The organism is Micromonospora sp. WMMB235, assembly GCF_001855515.1.
In the GTDB taxonomy this organism is placed as follows: Bacteria; Actinomycetota; Actinomycetes; order Mycobacteriales; family Micromonosporaceae; genus Micromonospora; species Micromonospora aurantiaca.
In genome coordinates this window covers 2620340-2636153 of sequence record NZ_MDRX01000001.1, presented here as the reverse complement: position 1 = coordinate 2636153, position 15814 = coordinate 2620340, and the positions used below count along the sequence as shown (strand labels likewise).

At 74.0% G+C, this 15814-nt stretch carries 14 protein-coding genes; 8 read left to right on the top strand and 6 right to left on the bottom strand.

What is annotated here, in order from left to right:
• Positions 1-51: 51 nt before the first annotated feature.
• The 3 genes from BFV98_RS10790 (at position 52) to BFV98_RS10780 (ending at position 3956) form a co-directional block, all read left to right on the top strand.
• Positions 52-2061 (top strand): beta-galactosidase, encoded by a 2010-nt coding sequence (locus tag BFV98_RS10790; protein WP_071096132.1) that lies wholly within the window; start codon positions 52-54, stop codon positions 2059-2061.
• A gap of 34 nt (positions 2062-2095) precedes the next feature.
• Positions 2096-2872 (top strand): DeoR/GlpR family DNA-binding transcription regulator, encoded by a 777-nt coding sequence (locus BFV98_RS10785; protein ID WP_071096130.1) that lies wholly within the window; start codon positions 2096-2098, stop codon positions 2870-2872.
• A 103-nt stretch (positions 2873-2975) separates the two neighbouring features.
• The gene (locus tag BFV98_RS10780) at positions 2976-3956 is read left to right on the top strand and encodes a sporulation protein (RefSeq protein WP_013284910.1); all 981 of its coding nucleotides are present in this window, start codon (positions 2976-2978) and stop codon (positions 3954-3956) included.
• Positions 3957-4017: 61 nt separating this feature from the next.
• On the opposite strand, the gene BFV98_RS10775 is transcribed toward BFV98_RS10780, so the two are convergent.
• The gene (locus BFV98_RS10775) at positions 4018-4392 is read right to left on the bottom strand and encodes a hypothetical protein (protein ID WP_013284911.1); all 375 of its coding nucleotides are present in this window, start codon (positions 4390-4392) and stop codon (positions 4018-4020) included.
• Positions 4393-4677: 285 nt separating this feature from the next.
• Here BFV98_RS10775 and BFV98_RS10770 point away from each other — a divergent pair, with 285 nt between their 5' ends.
• Positions 4678-5100, top strand: a complete 423-nt coding sequence (locus tag BFV98_RS10770; RefSeq protein ID WP_041784166.1) for a hypothetical protein — start codon at positions 4678-4680, stop codon at positions 5098-5100.
• A gap of 837 nt (positions 5101-5937) precedes the next feature.
• On the opposite strand, the gene BFV98_RS10765 is transcribed toward BFV98_RS10770, so the two are convergent.
• Both BFV98_RS10765 and BFV98_RS10760 read right to left on the bottom strand, forming a co-directional pair.
• Positions 5938-8157: an AAA family ATPase gene (locus BFV98_RS10765; protein WP_255368340.1), complete on the bottom strand. Its 2220-nt coding sequence runs from the start codon at positions 8155-8157 to the stop codon at positions 5938-5940.
• Positions 8158-8398: 241 nt separating this feature from the next.
• A complete protein-coding gene (locus tag BFV98_RS10760) occupies positions 8399-9508 on the bottom strand; it encodes a sigma-E factor regulatory protein RseB domain-containing protein (protein WP_071096126.1) in 1110 nt (369 codons plus the stop codon).
• Positions 9509-9603: 95 nt separating this feature from the next.
• On the opposite strand from BFV98_RS10760, the gene BFV98_RS10755 reads away from it, so the two are divergent.
• Positions 9604-10260 carry a response regulator transcription factor gene (locus BFV98_RS10755; RefSeq protein ID WP_013284915.1) on the top strand — a complete coding sequence of 219 codons (657 nt, stop codon included), beginning with the start codon at positions 9604-9606 and terminating at the stop codon, positions 10258-10260.
• Entirely contained in the window at positions 10257-11660 is a 1404-nt protein-coding gene (locus BFV98_RS10750) for a cell wall metabolism sensor histidine kinase WalK (RefSeq protein WP_071096124.1), read from the top strand. Before BFV98_RS10755 ends, BFV98_RS10750 begins: the two co-directional genes overlap by 4 nt.
• 4 nt (positions 11661-11664) lie before the next feature.
• Here BFV98_RS10750 and BFV98_RS10745 read toward each other — a convergent pair whose 3' ends face one another.
• On the bottom strand, positions 11665-13227 hold the full coding sequence (locus tag BFV98_RS10745) for a tetratricopeptide repeat protein (protein WP_071096123.1): 1563 nt from the start codon (positions 13225-13227) through the stop codon (positions 11665-11667).
• 48 nt (positions 13228-13275) lie between these two features.
• Entirely contained in the window at positions 13276-13746 is a 471-nt protein-coding gene (locus BFV98_RS10740) for a MarR family winged helix-turn-helix transcriptional regulator (RefSeq protein WP_013284918.1), read from the bottom strand.
• 50 nt (positions 13747-13796) lie between these two features.
• Here BFV98_RS10740 and BFV98_RS10735 point away from each other — a divergent pair, with 50 nt between their 5' ends.
• Positions 13797-14318 (top strand): VOC family protein, encoded by a 522-nt coding sequence (locus tag BFV98_RS10735; protein WP_071096121.1) that lies wholly within the window; start codon positions 13797-13799, stop codon positions 14316-14318.
• A gap of 48 nt (positions 14319-14366) precedes the next feature.
• On the top strand, positions 14367-15269 hold the full coding sequence (locus BFV98_RS10730; protein ID WP_071096119.1) for a hypothetical protein: 903 nt from the start codon (positions 14367-14369) through the stop codon (positions 15267-15269).
• On the opposite strand, the gene BFV98_RS10725 is transcribed toward BFV98_RS10730, so the two are convergent.
• The gene (locus tag BFV98_RS10725) at positions 15235-15753 is read right to left on the bottom strand and encodes a potassium channel family protein (RefSeq protein ID WP_013284921.1); all 519 of its coding nucleotides are present in this window, start codon (positions 15751-15753) and stop codon (positions 15235-15237) included. The two genes, BFV98_RS10730 and BFV98_RS10725, sit on opposite strands and share 35 nt — an antisense overlap.
• Positions 15754-15814: the final 61 nt, after the last annotated feature.

The window sequence follows — 15814 nt, the reverse complement described above, 5'->3', positions numbered from 1 at the left end:
GATGTTGGAAAGTGTTGACTTGGGTGCTGTTCGGGGGCACCCTCTGCTGTCATGCGGAACTGGCACGGCGACGGCATCTGGTACGGCGCGGACTACAACCCGGAGCAGTGGCCCGAGCAGACGTGGGCCGAGGACGTCGAACTCATGCGACGGGCCGGGGTCAACCTGGTCTCGGTCGGCATCTTCTCCTGGGCCCTGCTCGAGCCTGCCCCCGGCCGGTACGTCTTCGACTGGCTGGACCGGGCGATCGACCTGCTGCACGACGGCGGCATCAGCGTCGACCTGGCCACCGCCACCGCCAGCCCGCCACCGTGGCTGGCGCACCGGCACCCGGAGACGCTGCCCCGCCGCGCCGACGGCACGGTGCTCTGGCCCGGTGGCCGGCAGGCGTACTGCCCCAGCTCACCGGTGTTCCGGGACCACTCGCTCGCCCTGGTCGAGGCTGTCGCCCGCCGGTACGCGCGCCACCCCGCCGTGGTGCTCTGGCACGTCTCCAACGAACTCGGCTGCCACAACGTGCACTGCTACTGCGACGTCAGCGCCGAGGCGTTCCGCGGCTGGCTGCGCGAGCGCTACGGCGACCTGGACTCGCTCAACGCGGCCTGGGGCACCGCCTTCTGGAGCCAGCGCTACCACGACTGGGCCGAGATCAACCCGCCGCGTACCGCGCCGACGTTCGCCAACCCGACGCAGCAGCTGGACTTCCTGCGGTTCTCCTCCGACGAGCAGCGCGCCCAGCTGCGCGCCGAGCGGGAACTGCTGAACCGGCTCGTCCCGCAGCCCGTCACCACGAACTTCATGATCGGCACCGGCATCAAGTACCTGGACTACCACTCCTGGGCCTCCGACGTGGACGTCGTCTCCAACGACCACTACCTCACCGCCGCCGACCCGCAGCCGCAGGTCAACCTCGCGCTGGCCGCCGACCACACCCGGGGCGTCGCCGGTGGCGCGCCGTGGCTGCTGATGGAGCACTCCACCAGCGCCGTCAACTGGCAGCCCCGCAACGTGGCCAAGACGCCCGGCCAGATGCGCCGCAACAGCCTCGCCCACGTCGCGCGCGGCGCCGACGGCGTGCTGTTCTTCCAGTGGCGGGCCTCCCGGGCCGGCGCGGAGAAGTTCCACTCGGCGCTGGTGCCGCACGCCGGGCCGGACACCAAGGTGTTCCGCGAGGTCTGCCGGCTCGGCGCCGACCTGCGCGCGCTCGCCGAGGTACGCGGCAGCCGCGTCGACGCCGACGTGGCGATCCTGTTCGACTACGAGGCCTGGTGGGGCGCCGAACTCGACTCCCACCCGAGCGTCGACGTCACCTACACCGACCGGCTGTCCGCGCTGCACGCCGCGCTCTGGCGGGCCGGGGTCACCGCCGACGTGGTGCACCCGTCGGCCGACCTGTCCCGCTACCGGCTCGTCGTGGTGCCCACGCTCTACCTCGTCCGCGACGCCGACGCCGACGCGCTGCGCCGGTTCGTGGAGGCCGGCGGCACCGCTGTGGTCACCTACTTCAGCGGCATCGTCGACGAGCACGACCACATCCGGCTCGGCGGCTACCCCGGCGCGTTCCGCGACCTGCTCGGCGTACGCGTCGAGGAGTTCTTCCCGCTGCGGGAAGGCGAGACGGTACGCCTCGACGACGGTGCCCGCGCCGACGTGTGGACCGAGTGGCTGCACGCCGAGGGCGCCGACGTGCTGGCCGCGTACACCGACGGGCCCCTGCCGGGCGTGCCGGCGCTGACCCGGCACGCGGTCGGCGCGGGCGCCGCCTGGTACGTCGGCACCCGGCTCGACGACGAGGCCACCGACCGGCTGGTGGCCCGGCTCCTCGCCGAGACCGGCGTACGTCCGCCGGTGCGCGCGCCGGCCGGGGTGGAGGTGGTCCGCCGCCGCTCGGCGGACCGGAGCTGGCTGTTCGTGGTCAACCACACCACCGAACCGGCCCGGCTGGCGGTCAGCGGCGTCGAGCTGCTCGGCGGCGCCCGTTGCGACGGCGAGCTGGAGGTGCCGGCGGGTGAGGTGGCGGTGGTCCGCGAGGAGCCCGCGCCGGTGCCCGCGACCGCCTGACCGGTACCCTGCCGTTCGCGCCGAGGAGGTCCCCATGCTCGCCCAGCAACGGCAGAGCGCCATCCTGGAGTTGATCCGCCGGAGCGGCGGCGTCCGGGTCAGTCACCTGGTCAGCCGCTTCGGGGTGTCCGACATGACGATCCGCCGCGACCTGGAGGTGCTGGCCGACCGCGGCCTGATCGACAAGGTGCACGGCGGAGCGACGCTCGCCGGACCCGGCTCCACCGAGGAGCCCGGCTTCGCCGCCAAGTCGGTACGCCAGCAGGCCGAGAAGCGAGCCATCGTGGAACGGGCCGCCGAGCTGGTCGAGCCGGGGATGGCGGTGGCGCTGTCCGCGGGCACCACCACCGCCGCGCTTGCGGCCCGGCTGGCCGAGGTACGTGGACTGACAGTGGTCACCAACTCGATCCCGGTGGCCGACGCGCTCTACCAGAACCCCCGCGCCGACCAGACGGTGGTGCTGACCGGCGGCATCCGTACCCCGTCGGACGCGCTCACCGGCCCGGTCGCCGAGGCGGCCATCGCCGCGCTCAACGTCGACCTGCTCTTCCTCGGCGTGCACGGGATGAGCCCGCGTACCGGCTTCACCACGCCCAATCTGCTGGAGGCGGCGGTGAACCGGCGGCTGATCGGCGCCGCCCGGCGGCTCGTGGTGCTGGCCGACCACACCAAGTGGGAGACCATCGGCATCGCCACCATCGCGCCGCTGGAGGAGGCCGACGTGCTGATCACCGACGGCGGCCTGCCGCCGGAGGCCCGCCGGCAGCTCGGTGAGCAGGTCGGCGAGCTGGTGGTGGTACGCGCGGACTGACACCACGGCGTGCCTCACAGGCACTTCTCAGCCCCGCCGTCTAGGGTGCCCTGACGAAGTGCCCGACGGTCCATGTCGGAGCGCAGTTGCACGGGAGTGACCGATGGTCTTCAAGAAGATGTTGAGCGCGTTCGGCGTGGGCGGTCCGACCGTCGACACGGTGCTCAGCAACCCGAACACCCGGCCGGGCCTGACCCTGGACGGGCACGTGAACCTGGTCGGCGGCGACGCCCCGGCCCGCATCGAGCAGATCAACATCGGTCTGGTGACCCGGGTCGAGATCGAGAGCGGCGACCACGAGTTCGCGGGCGTGATGGAGTTCCACCGGATGCCGGTCAGCGGCGCCTTCGAGCTGGCCCCGAAGCAGCAGCTCTCCATCCCGTTCCAGATGCCGGTGCCGTGGGAGACCCCGATCACCGACGTGTACGGCCAGCGCCTGCACGGCATGACCATGGGCCTGCGTACCGAGCTGGCGGTGGCCCGCGCGGTCGACAAGTCGGACCTGGACCAGGTGTCGGTGCACCCGCTGCCGATCCACGAGCGGATCCTGGAGGCGTTCCAGGCGCTCGGCTTCCGGTTCAAGCACGCCGACCTGGAGCGGGGCCACATCTACGGCGTGCCGCAGACGCTGCCGTTCTACCAGGAGATCGAGTTCTTCGCCGCGCCGCAGTACGCGCAGACCGTCACCGAGGTCGAGCTGACGTTCGTGACCAGCCAGCAGGGCGTCGAGGTGATCCTGGAGTGCGACAAGCGCGGCGGCTTCCTCAGCCCCGGGCACGACGTCATCGGCAGGTACTCGATTCCGCACAGCGACGCCGCCCGTACCGACTGGGTGCAGGTCGTCGACGGCTGGCTGCGGGAGACCACCGGCCGCTACGGCAGCCTGCGGGCCCAGGGCTTCGGAATGCCGCACGGCGGCGGCCACGGCTACCCGGGTCACCACGGCCACGGGCGGCGCGGCCCGGGCATGGGCGGCGTGGTCGCGGGCGCCGCGCTCGGTGTCGCCGGCGGCATGATCGCCGGTGAGATGCTCGATGACGCGTTCGACGGCGGCGACGACTTCGGGGACTTCGGCGGGGAGTGAGCACATGCGACGACGCCCCCGGGACGGATCCCGGGGGCGTCGCCGTTAGCGCGGCGGGGGGTCAACGCCCCCGGCGCTCCTTGCCGGAGCGACGCGCGCTGCCCGCCTTCGACAGGCCACGGCTGACCAGGTACGCGCCGGTCAGCGCGGTCAGGTACCACCAGGCCTGGTTCGGGTTGTTGATGTTCAGGCCGTTGGTGGCGGCGCCTCGCCAGAACGCGGCGATCACGACGACCGCGACCGCTGCGGCGTACACCCAGAACTCGGTGGTCAGGAACGCCTGCTTCGTCTCCGTACCCGGGGACGGCATGTTCTCCCGGTGACCGTCGTGCATCGACGGCATCTGCCGGGTCGACGTGTCCTGCATGCTCGACCGGTTCTGGACGTCGGACATCGGCCGGTTCATCGGCCTGGTGGATGCAGCCTGCGTGCTCATCTGGTCCTCCTCAGGATTTGATGAGTCGTTAACCTGCACACCCTCGCCCCGCTACCGCAGGTCGGCCACGGCGCGGTTCGCGCTCTGTGGCGGGGGCACCCTGGGTCTACCCGGGGCCGGAGACAAGGTAACCGCCGGTCACCGACGAATGGCCGTCGCGCTCGGCTCGCGGCCGGAACCGGACACCGGGACGCACATCGGTCCTCCCGCCGCCGGTTCCGGTTTCAGCCACCCACCCTCGGGCACGCACCACCGATACCCCGAGAGAGCTGCGAGGTGGTTGACGTGCGTGAGGACGACATGCGGCAGGACGCCGCCCGGCAGGCTGAGCAGCGGGTCGCCGGAGGCGTGTACGGCGAGGGCGCGCTGGACGAGGTCACGGTGCCCCAGACCGACGTCGAGCGGATGCGGCAGGAACTCGACCCGGACGACCCGGCGGACGTACCCGTCGACCCGACGGTGCTGCGCGACGGCGGACCGACCCGGGGTCAGGGAGCGGTGACCACGACAGGTGGCACCGCCGGCCCGGCGAGTGTGCGCCGGCTGGCCCGCCAGCCCGAGAAGCACCCGGGCAAGGTGGCGCCGACGACGACCGGTGACGCGAGCACGGGTGGTTTGAGCACCCCGGCCGGCGGCTCCACGAGCGACAACTCGGCCACGGGTGCCCAGGTGGGCAACTTCACCAACAACCGCCCCAACCCAGGCTGACCGAGGCACGACGGGACGGCGGGACGGCCTCCGGCCGCCCCGCCGTCCCGTGTCTGCGCTTCCCCTCCCCAGCCCCGTTCCCGGTGTGACGTCCACTTCGTGCGGACGCTGCCGCCGCCACCTCGGGGAAGTGGTGTGGTCAGAGCGGGCGTGACATAGCAACGTCCCCGATCTGGCGCGCGCGTCGCCACTTCGGCGAAGTGGCTTGTTCGCCCGACCCGCTCCCGCCCTACCCGACCGTGGGGCTTTCTCCCGGCTCGCGCTGACGGCGTCCCGCCACGTCGGGGAAGTGGTGCGGTCGGGGTGGATGGGATGAAGCCGTTTCCCCGAGGTGGTGCACGCGTCGCCACTTCGGGGAGGTGGTGTGGTCGAGGCGCAGGGTGCCGCCACTTCCCGATCTGGTGCACGCGTCGCCACCTCGGGGAAGTGGTGTGGTCAGAGCGGGCGTGACATAGCAACGTCCCCGATCTGGCGCAGGCGCCCGCCAGTTCCCCGATCTGGCGGGAACAGGCCGACGGGACACGTGCCTAACCCGGCACACACCCCGCCCTCACTCGCCGATCTTGCACTCTCGGCCCGAAAGATGTCCGCTTTGTCGATCCTTCCGGGGCCGCAACTCCATGATCGCGGAGCAGGGGCGGGGGCAGGGGCGGGGGCAGGGGCGGGGGCGCGAGGAGCGCGGGAGGGTGCGCCCGGCGGGACGTGGGGCAGCACGTGCCCGGGCCGGTCGATCATGAAGTTGACGGCCGAAATGGAGATCCACATCGCCGTCAACTTCATGATCGACGGGGCAGAGGGCGGGCAGAGGGCGGGCGGAGGGTGGGCGGGACAAGGGAGTCAGGGGGTGCGGAGGATGCCTAGGCGCTGGGTGGCTCTTGTCAGGGCCACGTAGAGGTCGCTGTGGCCCCTGGGGGACTCGGAGACGATGCTGGCCGGGTCGACCACCAGCACCGAGTCGAACTCCAGGCCCTTCGCCTGCTCGGTGGTCAGCACCACGATCCGGTTCGCCAGCTCCGGCTGCTCACCCACTGTCGCCTCCGGCAGCGCCGCCACCACCGCGCCGCCCAGCTCGGCCACCCGCCCGGTCGGCACCAGCACGCCGAGCCGCCCGTCACCGAGCGACGCGGCCTCCCGGGCCGTCGCCTCGACCAGCTCCGTGACCAGCCGGTCCGCCGGTACGGTCCGGTCCCACGGCGGTACGCCGGTGGCGCGTACCGAGCGGGGTGGCCGCAGCGCCGGGTCGATCTCGGCGAGCACGTCGGCGGCGACCGCCATGATCTCGGCCGGGGTGCGGTAGCTGACGGTCAGCTCCTCCAGCCGCCACCGGTCCGCCACGTACGGCGCCAGCGCCTCGCCCCACGACGGCGTGCCCGCGAGCGCACCGGTCTGCGCCACGTCGCCGACGATCGTCATGGACCGGCTCGGGCAGCGGCGCATCAGCAGCCGCCAGGCCATCGGTGACAGCTCCTGCGCCTCGTCGACGATGACGTGCCCGAACGCCCAGTTCCGGTCGGCGGCGGCGCGCTGGGCGGTGGTGAGCCGGTCGGACTCCTCCTGCCGCTCGGAGAGCCGGTCCGCGTCGATCAGGTCGGTGACGCCGAGGATCTCACCGCCGTCGGCCTCGTCCTCCACGTCGATGGAGCGGGAGCCGCGCCAGATCTCCAGCACGCCCTCGGCGTACTCGCGTTCCAGCGCCCGGATCCGCTCCCGGCGGGCCACGGCGGCGCGCTCGTCCTCGCCGAGCAGCTCGGCGGTCTCGTCCAGCAGCGGCACGTCGGCGGGCGTCCAGCCGCCCGGCTCGCGGTGCAGCGCGGTCCGCTCGGCGTCGGTGAGCATCGGCGCGGCGGTGGCGATCCGCTCCGGCGAGGCGTACAGGTCGGCGAGCAGGCGCTGCGGGGTCAGAACCGGCCACAGCTCGTCCAGCGCGGCCCGGATCTCCGGCTCCTCACGCAGCTCGCGGCGGATCTCCGCGCGGTCGGCCTCGGAGAGCAGGTTGTCCCCGCCCAGCGGGTCGGCGCCGATCCGCTCGGCCACCTGGTCGGCGAGCGCGTGCACAATCTCCACGTCGAACAGGGCGCGGGCGAGGTTGTGCGGGCGGCCGGTGCGCCGCACCCGGTCCCGGGCCTGCCGCACGGTCTCCGGGTCGAGCGTCAGCACCTCCCGCTGCGGCAGCTCGATGGTGACCGGCTCGTCGGGCACCCACTGCCGGTCGCGGACCGCGGCGGCCAGCACCTCGGCCAGCACCGCGCGGCCCTTCAGCGCCGCGGTGGTGGCCGGCTCCGCGCGGCGGGCGTGTACGCCGGGGAACAGGTCGGCCTGGGTACGCAGCAGCACGCCGGTCTCGGCCAACGTGGGCAGCACCTGGGAGATGTAGCGCAGGAACGTGGCGTTCGGGCCGACCAGCAGCACGCCGCGGGTGGAGAGCTGCTGGCGGTGGGTGTAGAGCAGGTACGCGGCCCGGTGCAGCGCCACGGCCGTCTTGCCGGTGCCGGGCCCGCCCTGGACCACCATCACGCCGGGCAGGTCGGCGCGGATGATCCGGTCCTGCTCGGCCTGGATGGTCTCGACGATGTCGCGCATCCGGCCGGTGCGCCCGGCGTTGAGCGCGGCGAGCAGCGACGCCTCGCCGGTCACCTCCTCGTGTGCGGTGGGGGAGGCGGCGGCGATGTCGAGCACCTCGTCGTTGAGCCCGGTCACCTTCCGGTCGCGGGTGCGCAGGTGGCGCCGGCGGCGTACGCCCTGCGGGTTGGCGGCGGTGGCCAGGTAGAACGGCCGGGCGGCGGGGGCGCGCCAGTCCATCAGCAGCGGGTCGTAGTCGCCGGACGAGTCGAAGATCCCGATCCGGCCGATGTAGCGGACCGCGCCGTCGTCGCCGTCGAGGCGGCCGAAGCACAGGCCGCTCTCCACAGCGGAGAACTGTTCGACCTGGTCGGCGTACATCGCGACTGTCGAGTCGCGCTGCGAGCGGGCCTGCTGCGTGCCACCGGTGTGGCGCAACTCCTCGTCGAGCCGCCGGGCGGCCTGTTCCCGCATGCCGTCCAGCCGGTCGTACAGCATCGAGACGTATTCCTGTTCCCGGCCGATCTCGTCGTCCTGGCGCAGGTCAGCCGACACGTCGGAGTGCGTTGACAATCCGGCTCCTCATTGACTAAAATTGCCGCAGGAATGGCATTCAGAAGCCATTCCTTTTTTGTGCCTGAACTGAGAAAGATAGCGCGTCGGCAGCCACCAGACCAAGCCCGGACACGACTCGGGGCCCGGCCGGCGTCAGCCGACCGAGCCCCGGGCACGGCGATTCTCAGCCCTTTGCGGCCTCGTAGAGCCGCTGCGGCGTGACCAGACCGGCGATCACCCGGCCGTCGTCGGTCAGCAGCACGCTGAACAGCTTGCCGCTGAGCAGCCGGCCGCTGCCCCAGTCGCCGCTGACCTTCGGCAGGTCACCGAGCACCTGCCCCAGCATCTGGGAATCCGGCGCGTCCGCGCCGGGCTTCGCGCCGCCGCCGGTCGCCGCGTCGCCGATCTTGGCGACCACCACGGTGGTCCAGCCGGTGCCGACGGTACGGACGTCCGGCTTCTCGGCGTCCTTCTTCTCGAACCGCTTACCGGCCGGTCCGGGCCGCTCGCCCTCGGTCGCCTCGGTGACCTTAACGCCGGGCGGCGGGTTGAACCGGAACTGGTCGGCCTCCGGCGTGCGGAAGTCGACCTGGGTGAACGCCACCTGGAACGCCGGCTCGTCCTGCCCGTCGGCGAGCACCTGCAGGCGCAGCGGCACGTGCTCCTTCGCGTCGAGTGCGATCCGGACCTGGTGGACCAGTGACGCCTTGTCGCGCGGCGTGAGCACCAGCTCGTACGCGTCCCGCCCGGCGACCGTTGCGGTGCGGCCGACGGTGACCGCGGTGGTCGGGTCGATCGCCTCCAGCGCCCGGTCCGCGGCGTCGGCCGGGGTGGCCGGCACCGTGGCCCGCTCCGGCGCGTCGGCCGGCAGCTTCCGGTGCGTCGCGGTGTTCTCCCGGCTGTTCCAGGTCCAGACGTCCCGCCCGTTGCGCAGGATGTCCTGCTCGCCGAGCGTGTCGACCAGCGCGAGCCGCTGCCGGTCCTCGCCGCCGTACCAGACGCGCAGCGTGTGCGTACCGGAGACCAGGCCGGCCAGGTCGTTGCCGGTGGCCTGGCCGGCGAGCGCGGCGATCGGCGGCAGGCCGAGGTCGGCGCGCTGCACCACGGTGCCGGAGAGCCCGTCCAGGCGGGACGTGCGCAGGTCTTCCAGGAGCTGGGCGGCGCTGCGCGGCGGCAGCGCCGGGTCGGCGCCGGCGGCGAACGTGCCGACGGCGGCGCCACCGCCGATCACGGCGACCCCCGCGGTCACCGGGACCAGCCAGCGCAGCACGGCGCGGTTCTTCATCACTGACATAGTGTGCACCTCCTGCGCTCCATGCTGCGCGACCGTCGCTGTGACCACGCTGAGGAGATCCCCTACGGGTGACCCCATGGTGGCACCCTTGACCGGTGCGGTTGCTGGTGGTGGAGGACGAGACGCGGCTCGCGGCGGCGCTGCGCCGGGGCCTGTCGGCGGAGGGTTTCGTGGTCGACGTGGCGGCTACCGGCCCGGACGGGCTGGACGCGGCCCGGCACGGCGAGTACGACGCGATGATCCTCGACGTGATGCTGCCTGGTTTGTCCGGGTACGAGGTGGTCCGCCGGCTGCGCGCCGAGCAGCGCTGGCTGCCGGTGCTGATGCTGTCGGCCAAGGACGGCGAGTACGACCAGGCCGACGGCCTGGACTGCGGCGCCGACGACTACCTGACCAAGCCCTTCTCGTACGTGGTGCTGCTGGCCCGCCTGCGGGCGTTGCTGCGCCGCGGCGCGCCCCGGCGGCCGACCGTGCTCACCGTCGGCGACCTGCGCCTGGACCCGGCCCGCCGCCGGGTCACCCGGGCCGACACCGAGGTGGTGCTGACCAGCCGCGAGTACGCGCTGCTGGACTACCTGATGCGCCGCCCCGGCGAGGTGGTCTCCAAGACCGAGTTGCTGGACCACGTCTGGGACGCCTCGGTCGACACCGCGCCGAACGCGGTGGAGGTCTACGTCGGCTACCTGCGCCGCAAGATCGGCCGGGAGCGGCTGGAGACGGTACGCGGCGCCGGTTACCGGCTGGCCACATGAGCCGGTGGATACGCGGCCCGCTGCCGCGGCTGGGCCTGCGGGCGCGGCTGCTCGCGCTGGGCGTGGTGGGGCTGGCGGTCGGGTTCGCGTTCGGCGGGACGCTGCTGCTGGGCGCGCTGGGCTGGACGCTGCAACGGTCGGTCGACGAGGAGGCGCTGCGTACCGCGGACGCGGTCGCGTTGCTGACCGCCGAGGACGCGCTGCCGGACCCGCTGCCCGTCGCGGGCGGGCAGTTGCGGGTGCAGGTGGTCGACGCGCAGGGCCGGATCCGGGCCGCCTCGATCGACGCGGACCGCCTCGTGCCGATGCTCGGCCCGGACGAGCTGCGTCCCGGGCAGCGGCAGCGGCTGGTGGTCGACGGGCGGCGCGCCGGCATGCCCGGCCCGGTCCGGGTGGTCACGGTGCCGGCCGGCACGGCGCAGGAGCCGCGTACGGTGCTGGTCGCCAAGTCGCTCACCGACGTGCGGCACAGCCTGCACGTGGTCCGCAACCTGCTGCTCGTGGGCTTCCCGCTGCTGGTGGCGGGGCTCGGCGTGGTGGCCTGGCGGGTGGTGGGCGCGACGCTCCGGCCGGTCGAGCAGTTGCGCAGCGGCGCCGCCGAGATCACCGGGCGGGCCGGGGCGGAGCGGCTGCCCGTACCGGCCGGGCAGGACGAGATCCACCGGCTCGCGGTCACGCTCAACGACATGCTGGACCGGCTGGCCGCGTCCCGGGACCGCCAGCGCGCGTTCGTCGCCGACGCCGCGCACGAGCTGCGCAGCCCGCTGACGAACATGCGTACCGAGCTGGAGGTGGCCCGGCGTCTCGGCGGCGACACCGACTGGCCGGCGGTCGCCGACGACCTGCTCGCCGACACGGAGCGGCTGAGCCGCCTGGTGGACGACCTGCTGCTGCTGGCCCGCCTCGACGAGCAGGACGCCCGGCCGTCCCCGGTCGGCCCGGTGGAGCTGGGGGAGCTGCTGCGCGGTGTGGCCGCCCGCTACCCGTCGCCGCCGGTCCGGCTGACGCCGCCGGACGCGCCCCGATGGGTCGAGGGGGACGCGGGGGAGCTGCGCCGGGTGCTGGTGAACCTGGTGGACAACGCGCTGCGGCACGCGTCCTCGGCCGTGGACCTGGCCGTGAGCGGGCCGGACGGGGCGTACCACCTGATCACGGTGACCGACGACGGGCCGGGCATCCCGGCGGCGGACCGGGAGCGGGTGTTCGCCCGGTTCACCCGGCTCGACGACGCGCGGGCCCGCGACGCGGGCGGCGCGGGCCTGGGCCTGGCCATCGTGCGTGAGCTGGTACGGCGGGCCGGCGGCACGGTGGAGCTGGCCGACGCGACGCCCGGCGCCGCCGCGCCGGGGCTGCGCGCGACGGTACGGCTGCCCGCGCTGGCCGAGCCGGACGCGGAGTGAGCGGTCAGCGGCGGCGCTTGGTGCAGACCGGGCCGGTGCGCGCGACCGTGTCGGTGGACCAGACGAGTGCCACAGTGAAGCAGTAGTCGGTGGTGCGGTCGAGCCCGTAGGCGATGTAGTCGGCCGACCCGGCGGGCAGCGTCGCGAACGTGCCCTGCGGCTGCCCGGACCGGCCCCCGGCGACCACCACCGGCCCTTCCGCGCCGGCCGGGTACGTCCAGCTCAGCACGATGCTGTCGCGTCGGTCGGTGAGTGTGAACCTTCCGGGCGGCGTGCCAGGCTTGGCGGCTGCGGGAGTGGACGGCACGGGACCGGCGGAGGTGGGCGGCGGAGCGCTGGTGGCCGGTGGCGGGGCGTCGCGGCCGTCGTCCACCCGGGACACCCCGGCGATCACCGCGACGGTGCCGAGCAGCAGCGCCACCGCGACGCCGAGCACCACGAGCGGCAGCCAGGGCCGGGCGCGCCGCTCCGCGACGGGTGGCCGGGGCACGTGCACCGGCAGGTAGCGCGACGGCGGCTCGGGCGGGGGCGGCGGCACGCGGCGTACCCCGGCCTGGTCGTCGGCGAGACCGACCACTGTGGGCGGCAGCGGGTCGGCGTCCGGGCGCCACGGCTGCTCGGCCGGGTCGTCGGGCGGCCACGGGTAGTCGTCGAACCCGTCGGCCTCCGGCGCGGTACGCGGCGTCGGCACGTGCGCGGTCTCGGCGGCCCGTCCGGGTGGGTGGTAGAGCGGCGTCTCGACCGGTTCGTCGAGCGCGGGCGGCGAGTACGGCGGCAGGTCGTGCGGCCCTTCGGCCGGCGGGGGCACCCGGGCGGCGGGCACCACAGGCGTGGTCCGGGCGGGCGGCGGCTCGGGAGCCGGGGCGGGCGCGGGGCAGACGTGGTCCGGGTCGGCGGCGGCGCGGGCCAGCCCGGCCACCTGCGCGGCGAGCGGGTCGTCGGAGTCCAGGTGCAGCCGGCACAGCTCCTCGGCGAGCGTCAGGTGCTCGTGCGAGTCGGCGTACCGGCCGCAGTCGCGTTCCATCGCGCCGAGCTTCGCCAGCATCTTGATGCCGCTGGGGTGACCGTCGCCGTAGACCTCCCGGTGCAGCTCCCAGGCGTCCTGCAACCGGTCGCGGGCCACCTCGCACTGGCCGCGCGCGTACTCCACGGTGGCCAGGTCGGCGTGCGCGGCGAGCACCCGCTGCGACTCCGGGCCGTCGCGGGCGGTCAGCTCGATGATGACGTCGGAGTAGAGCCGGGCCGCCCGGGCGTCGCTGCCGACCCGGTGCAGCACCGCGGCGAGCGTCGCGGCGGCGGTGACGGTGCGCTCGTCGGAGCGGCCGAACAGCCGGGTGGCTGCCGCGTACGCGAACGCGGCCCAGCCACGGGCGGAGTGCGGCTCGCCGAGCGCGACCAGCACCCGGGCCTGGAGGCCGGCTGCTTCGGCCAGCTCGGGGGAGGCGTTGCCGGGTCGGGGATCCGCGTCGCTGAGCGCGTCGGCGAGCAGCCGTTGCGCGCCGTCGAGGTCGCCTTCGGACACCAGTTGGTGCGCCTGGACGGTCAGGTCAGCGAAGCCGGAGGACACGCCCCATCGTGCTCGTCCGGCGACGGTATGTACAAGACCCGCAGTGGATCAGTTTGGTCCCGAATCCGTCAGGTGGTCGGCGAGCGTCTCGCTGATCCGGCGGAGCTGGTCGACCTGGGCCGGGCTGAGCGCGTCGAACAGGTGCCGGCGTACCCCCTCGACGTGGCCGGGCGCGGCGGCGGCCAGGGTGGCGAAGCCCTCGTCGGTGAGTACGGCGACCTGCCCGCGCCGGTCGGTGGGGCAGTCCTCCCGGCGGATCCAGCCGGACGCCTCCAGCCGGGCGGCGGCGTGCGACAGCCGGCTGCGCGAGGAGCCGGTCAGCTCGGCCAGCTCGCTCATCCGCAGCCGTCGGCCGGGGGCCTCGGAGAGGCGGACCAGGATCTCGTAGTACGCGTGCGGCATGCCCGCGTCGTGTTGCAGCTCACGGTCGAGTGTCTCCATCAGCGCCCGGGAGGCGGTCAGGAAGGCGCGCCAGGTCCGCTGCTCGTCGGGGTCCAGCCACCGGGTCATGACGCCCATCATAGCGCCGATAGTTGAACGCTCAACAAAACCGGGGTACGGTCGGTGGCATGGGCATCCACCGACTCAACCACGCCGTCCTCTACGTCAGTGACCTGGAGCGCAGCGTCGCCTTCTACAGCGACGTGCTGGGCTTCCGCCGGGTCCCGATGACGCCCGAGGGCTTCCACGGCGCCGCCTTCCTCCAGGCGCCCGACTCCACCAACGACCACGACCTCGGGCTGTTCGAGATCGGCGCGGCGGCCGGGGCGTCCCAGGCCGGCCGGGCCACCGTCGGGCTCTACCACCTGGCCTGGGAGCTGGACACGCTCGACGAGCTGGGCGCCACCGCCGAGCGGCTCTCCGCCGCCGGAGCGCTGGTCGGCGCGTCCGACCACGGCACCACCAAGAGCCTCTACGGCCGCGACCCGGACGGCCTGGAGTTCGAGATCGTCTGGATCGTCCCGGCCGACCTGCTGGACGACGCCGCGCTCGCCGCGCGTACCCGCATCGGGCGGCTCGACCTCGACCGCGAGCGGCAGCGCTACGGCGGGCAGACGCGCGGCGGCGTGGGCATCTCCGTCCCGGTCTGAGCGGGGTTCACGGCCGGGCCCGCCGCGCCGTGCGGTAGAAACGGCACCATGTCCACCGACGCCGTTCTGCGCGAGCTGCTCGTCCGCCGGCTCGACCACTGGCTCCCCGCCGCGCTGCACCGGGCGCGGCGGGCCACGCTCGCGCTCGCGTACGCCGGAGGTGACGCCGCCGGCGCGGAGGAGGCGTTGCGGGTGGTGGCCGAGTTCGCCGACCGGCTGCGCGGGCGGCGGCTGACCGTGCTGGTGGTGGCCGACGACGGCACCGACCTGCCGGTACGCCTCGGCGCCGCCGAGGCCGCCCTGCCCGCCGACGTCGCCGTGCACCTCGTGCCGGGCGGCCCGGACCGGCTGCCGGTGGCGCTCAAGGCGGCCGGTGCGGCAGGTGCGCCGCTGCTCACAGTGGCCGACGGCGCCGACCCGGACCCGGCCCTGCTCGCCGCCGCCGCGTCCGGGCGCCCGGCCGAACTGCTGCTCGTCACCGCGCCCGGCCGTTCGCTGCGCCCGGCGCTCACCGACGCCGGGTTCCCGCTCGTCACCGAGGTCGAGCTGGTGCCCGACGGGGACGGCCCGGCGCGGCTGCTCGGCTACGGCACCGGCTCCGACCACGGGCTGGAGGCGGTCAAGGAGGCGCTCTGGGCGGTCGACGAGTACGCCGGCGTGCGCTACCGCGACCCGGCCGACCCGCAGGGCCGGCTGCTCGACATCTCACTCGACCCCGAGCCCGGTCCGCTGCGCCGGGAACTGCTGGCCGAGCTGGCCCGCTCCGGCCCGCGTACGGTCACCGAGCTGCGCCGCTTCGCCACCACCTCGACCGTCTACCGGGCCACCGACGTCAACCGGGCGCTGACCTCGCTGCTCGCCTCGGGCGCGGTGACCCGCGACCCGGAGCACGGCCGGCTCGGCGGGGACGTGTCGATCAGCGCCGTCCCGACCGCTGGGTCATCTGCTTGACCACAATCGACGCCCCGGTGGCGACCACACCGATGCTGAACACCATCTGCGCGCACACCGCCACCCGGGCGATCTGACCCTGGGCGTGCACGTCGCCGTAGCCGACTGTGGTGAGCGTCGCGAGTGCGAAGTAGAGCGCGTCGACGCGGGTCCGCAGGCCGACGAACTCCCCGGGCCGGGTGTTCGCGACCACGTAGTCGCCGAGCGCGAAGACCAGCAGCCCGGCGATCAGCGCGACCGCGAGCCGGGTGAGCGCCCGGTCCTCGTCCCGGCCGGTCGGCTGGTCCCGGACGAGCTGGCGGCGGACCTGGCCGGTGACCAGGAACGCGATCACCCCCACCAGGACCGCCGTGCCGATCGAGCGCAGGGCCAGCCGCAGGCCGTTCGGATCGGCCTCGACCGGCACCAGGAAGTAGCCGACCAGCATGAGGGCGCAGGCCGCGACGGCCCGCCGTCGCAACCGCCGCAGGGACACGTCCGCCATGCGGCGATTCTCCGGTCACCGGGACGCCGTGGTCGGCGGAACCGCGAACCCGGCCGGTACG

Coding starts and splice junctions, on each gene's coding strand:
- BFV98_RS10785 (WP_071096130.1), top strand. CDS start 2,096: ATGCTCGCCCAGCAACGGCAGAGCGCCATCCTGGAGTTGATCCGCCGG.
- BFV98_RS10725 (WP_013284921.1), bottom strand. CDS start 15,753: ATGGCGGACGTGTCCCTGCGGCGGTTGCGACGGCGGGCCGTCGCGGCC.
- BFV98_RS10740 (WP_013284918.1), bottom strand. CDS start 13,746: ATGGGCGTCATGACCCGGTGGCTGGACCCCGACGAGCAGCGGACCTGG.
- BFV98_RS10760 (WP_071096126.1), bottom strand. CDS start 9,508: ATGTCAGTGATGAAGAACCGCGCCGTGCTGCGCTGGCTGGTCCCGGTG.
- BFV98_RS10765 (WP_255368340.1), bottom strand. CDS start 8,157: ATGCTGTACGACCGGCTGGACGGCATGCGGGAACAGGCCGCCCGGCGG.
- BFV98_RS10735 (WP_071096121.1), top strand. CDS start 13,797: ATGGGCATCCACCGACTCAACCACGCCGTCCTCTACGTCAGTGACCTG.
- BFV98_RS10775 (WP_013284911.1), bottom strand. CDS start 4,392: ATGAGCACGCAGGCTGCATCCACCAGGCCGATGAACCGGCCGATGTCC.
- BFV98_RS10750 (WP_071096124.1), top strand. CDS start 10,257: ATGAGCCGGTGGATACGCGGCCCGCTGCCGCGGCTGGGCCTGCGGGCG.
- BFV98_RS10730 (WP_071096119.1), top strand. CDS start 14,367: ATGTCCACCGACGCCGTTCTGCGCGAGCTGCTCGTCCGCCGGCTCGAC.
- BFV98_RS10790 (WP_071096132.1), top strand. CDS start 52: ATGCGGAACTGGCACGGCGACGGCATCTGGTACGGCGCGGACTACAAC.
- BFV98_RS10780 (WP_013284910.1), top strand. CDS start 2,976: ATGGTCTTCAAGAAGATGTTGAGCGCGTTCGGCGTGGGCGGTCCGACC.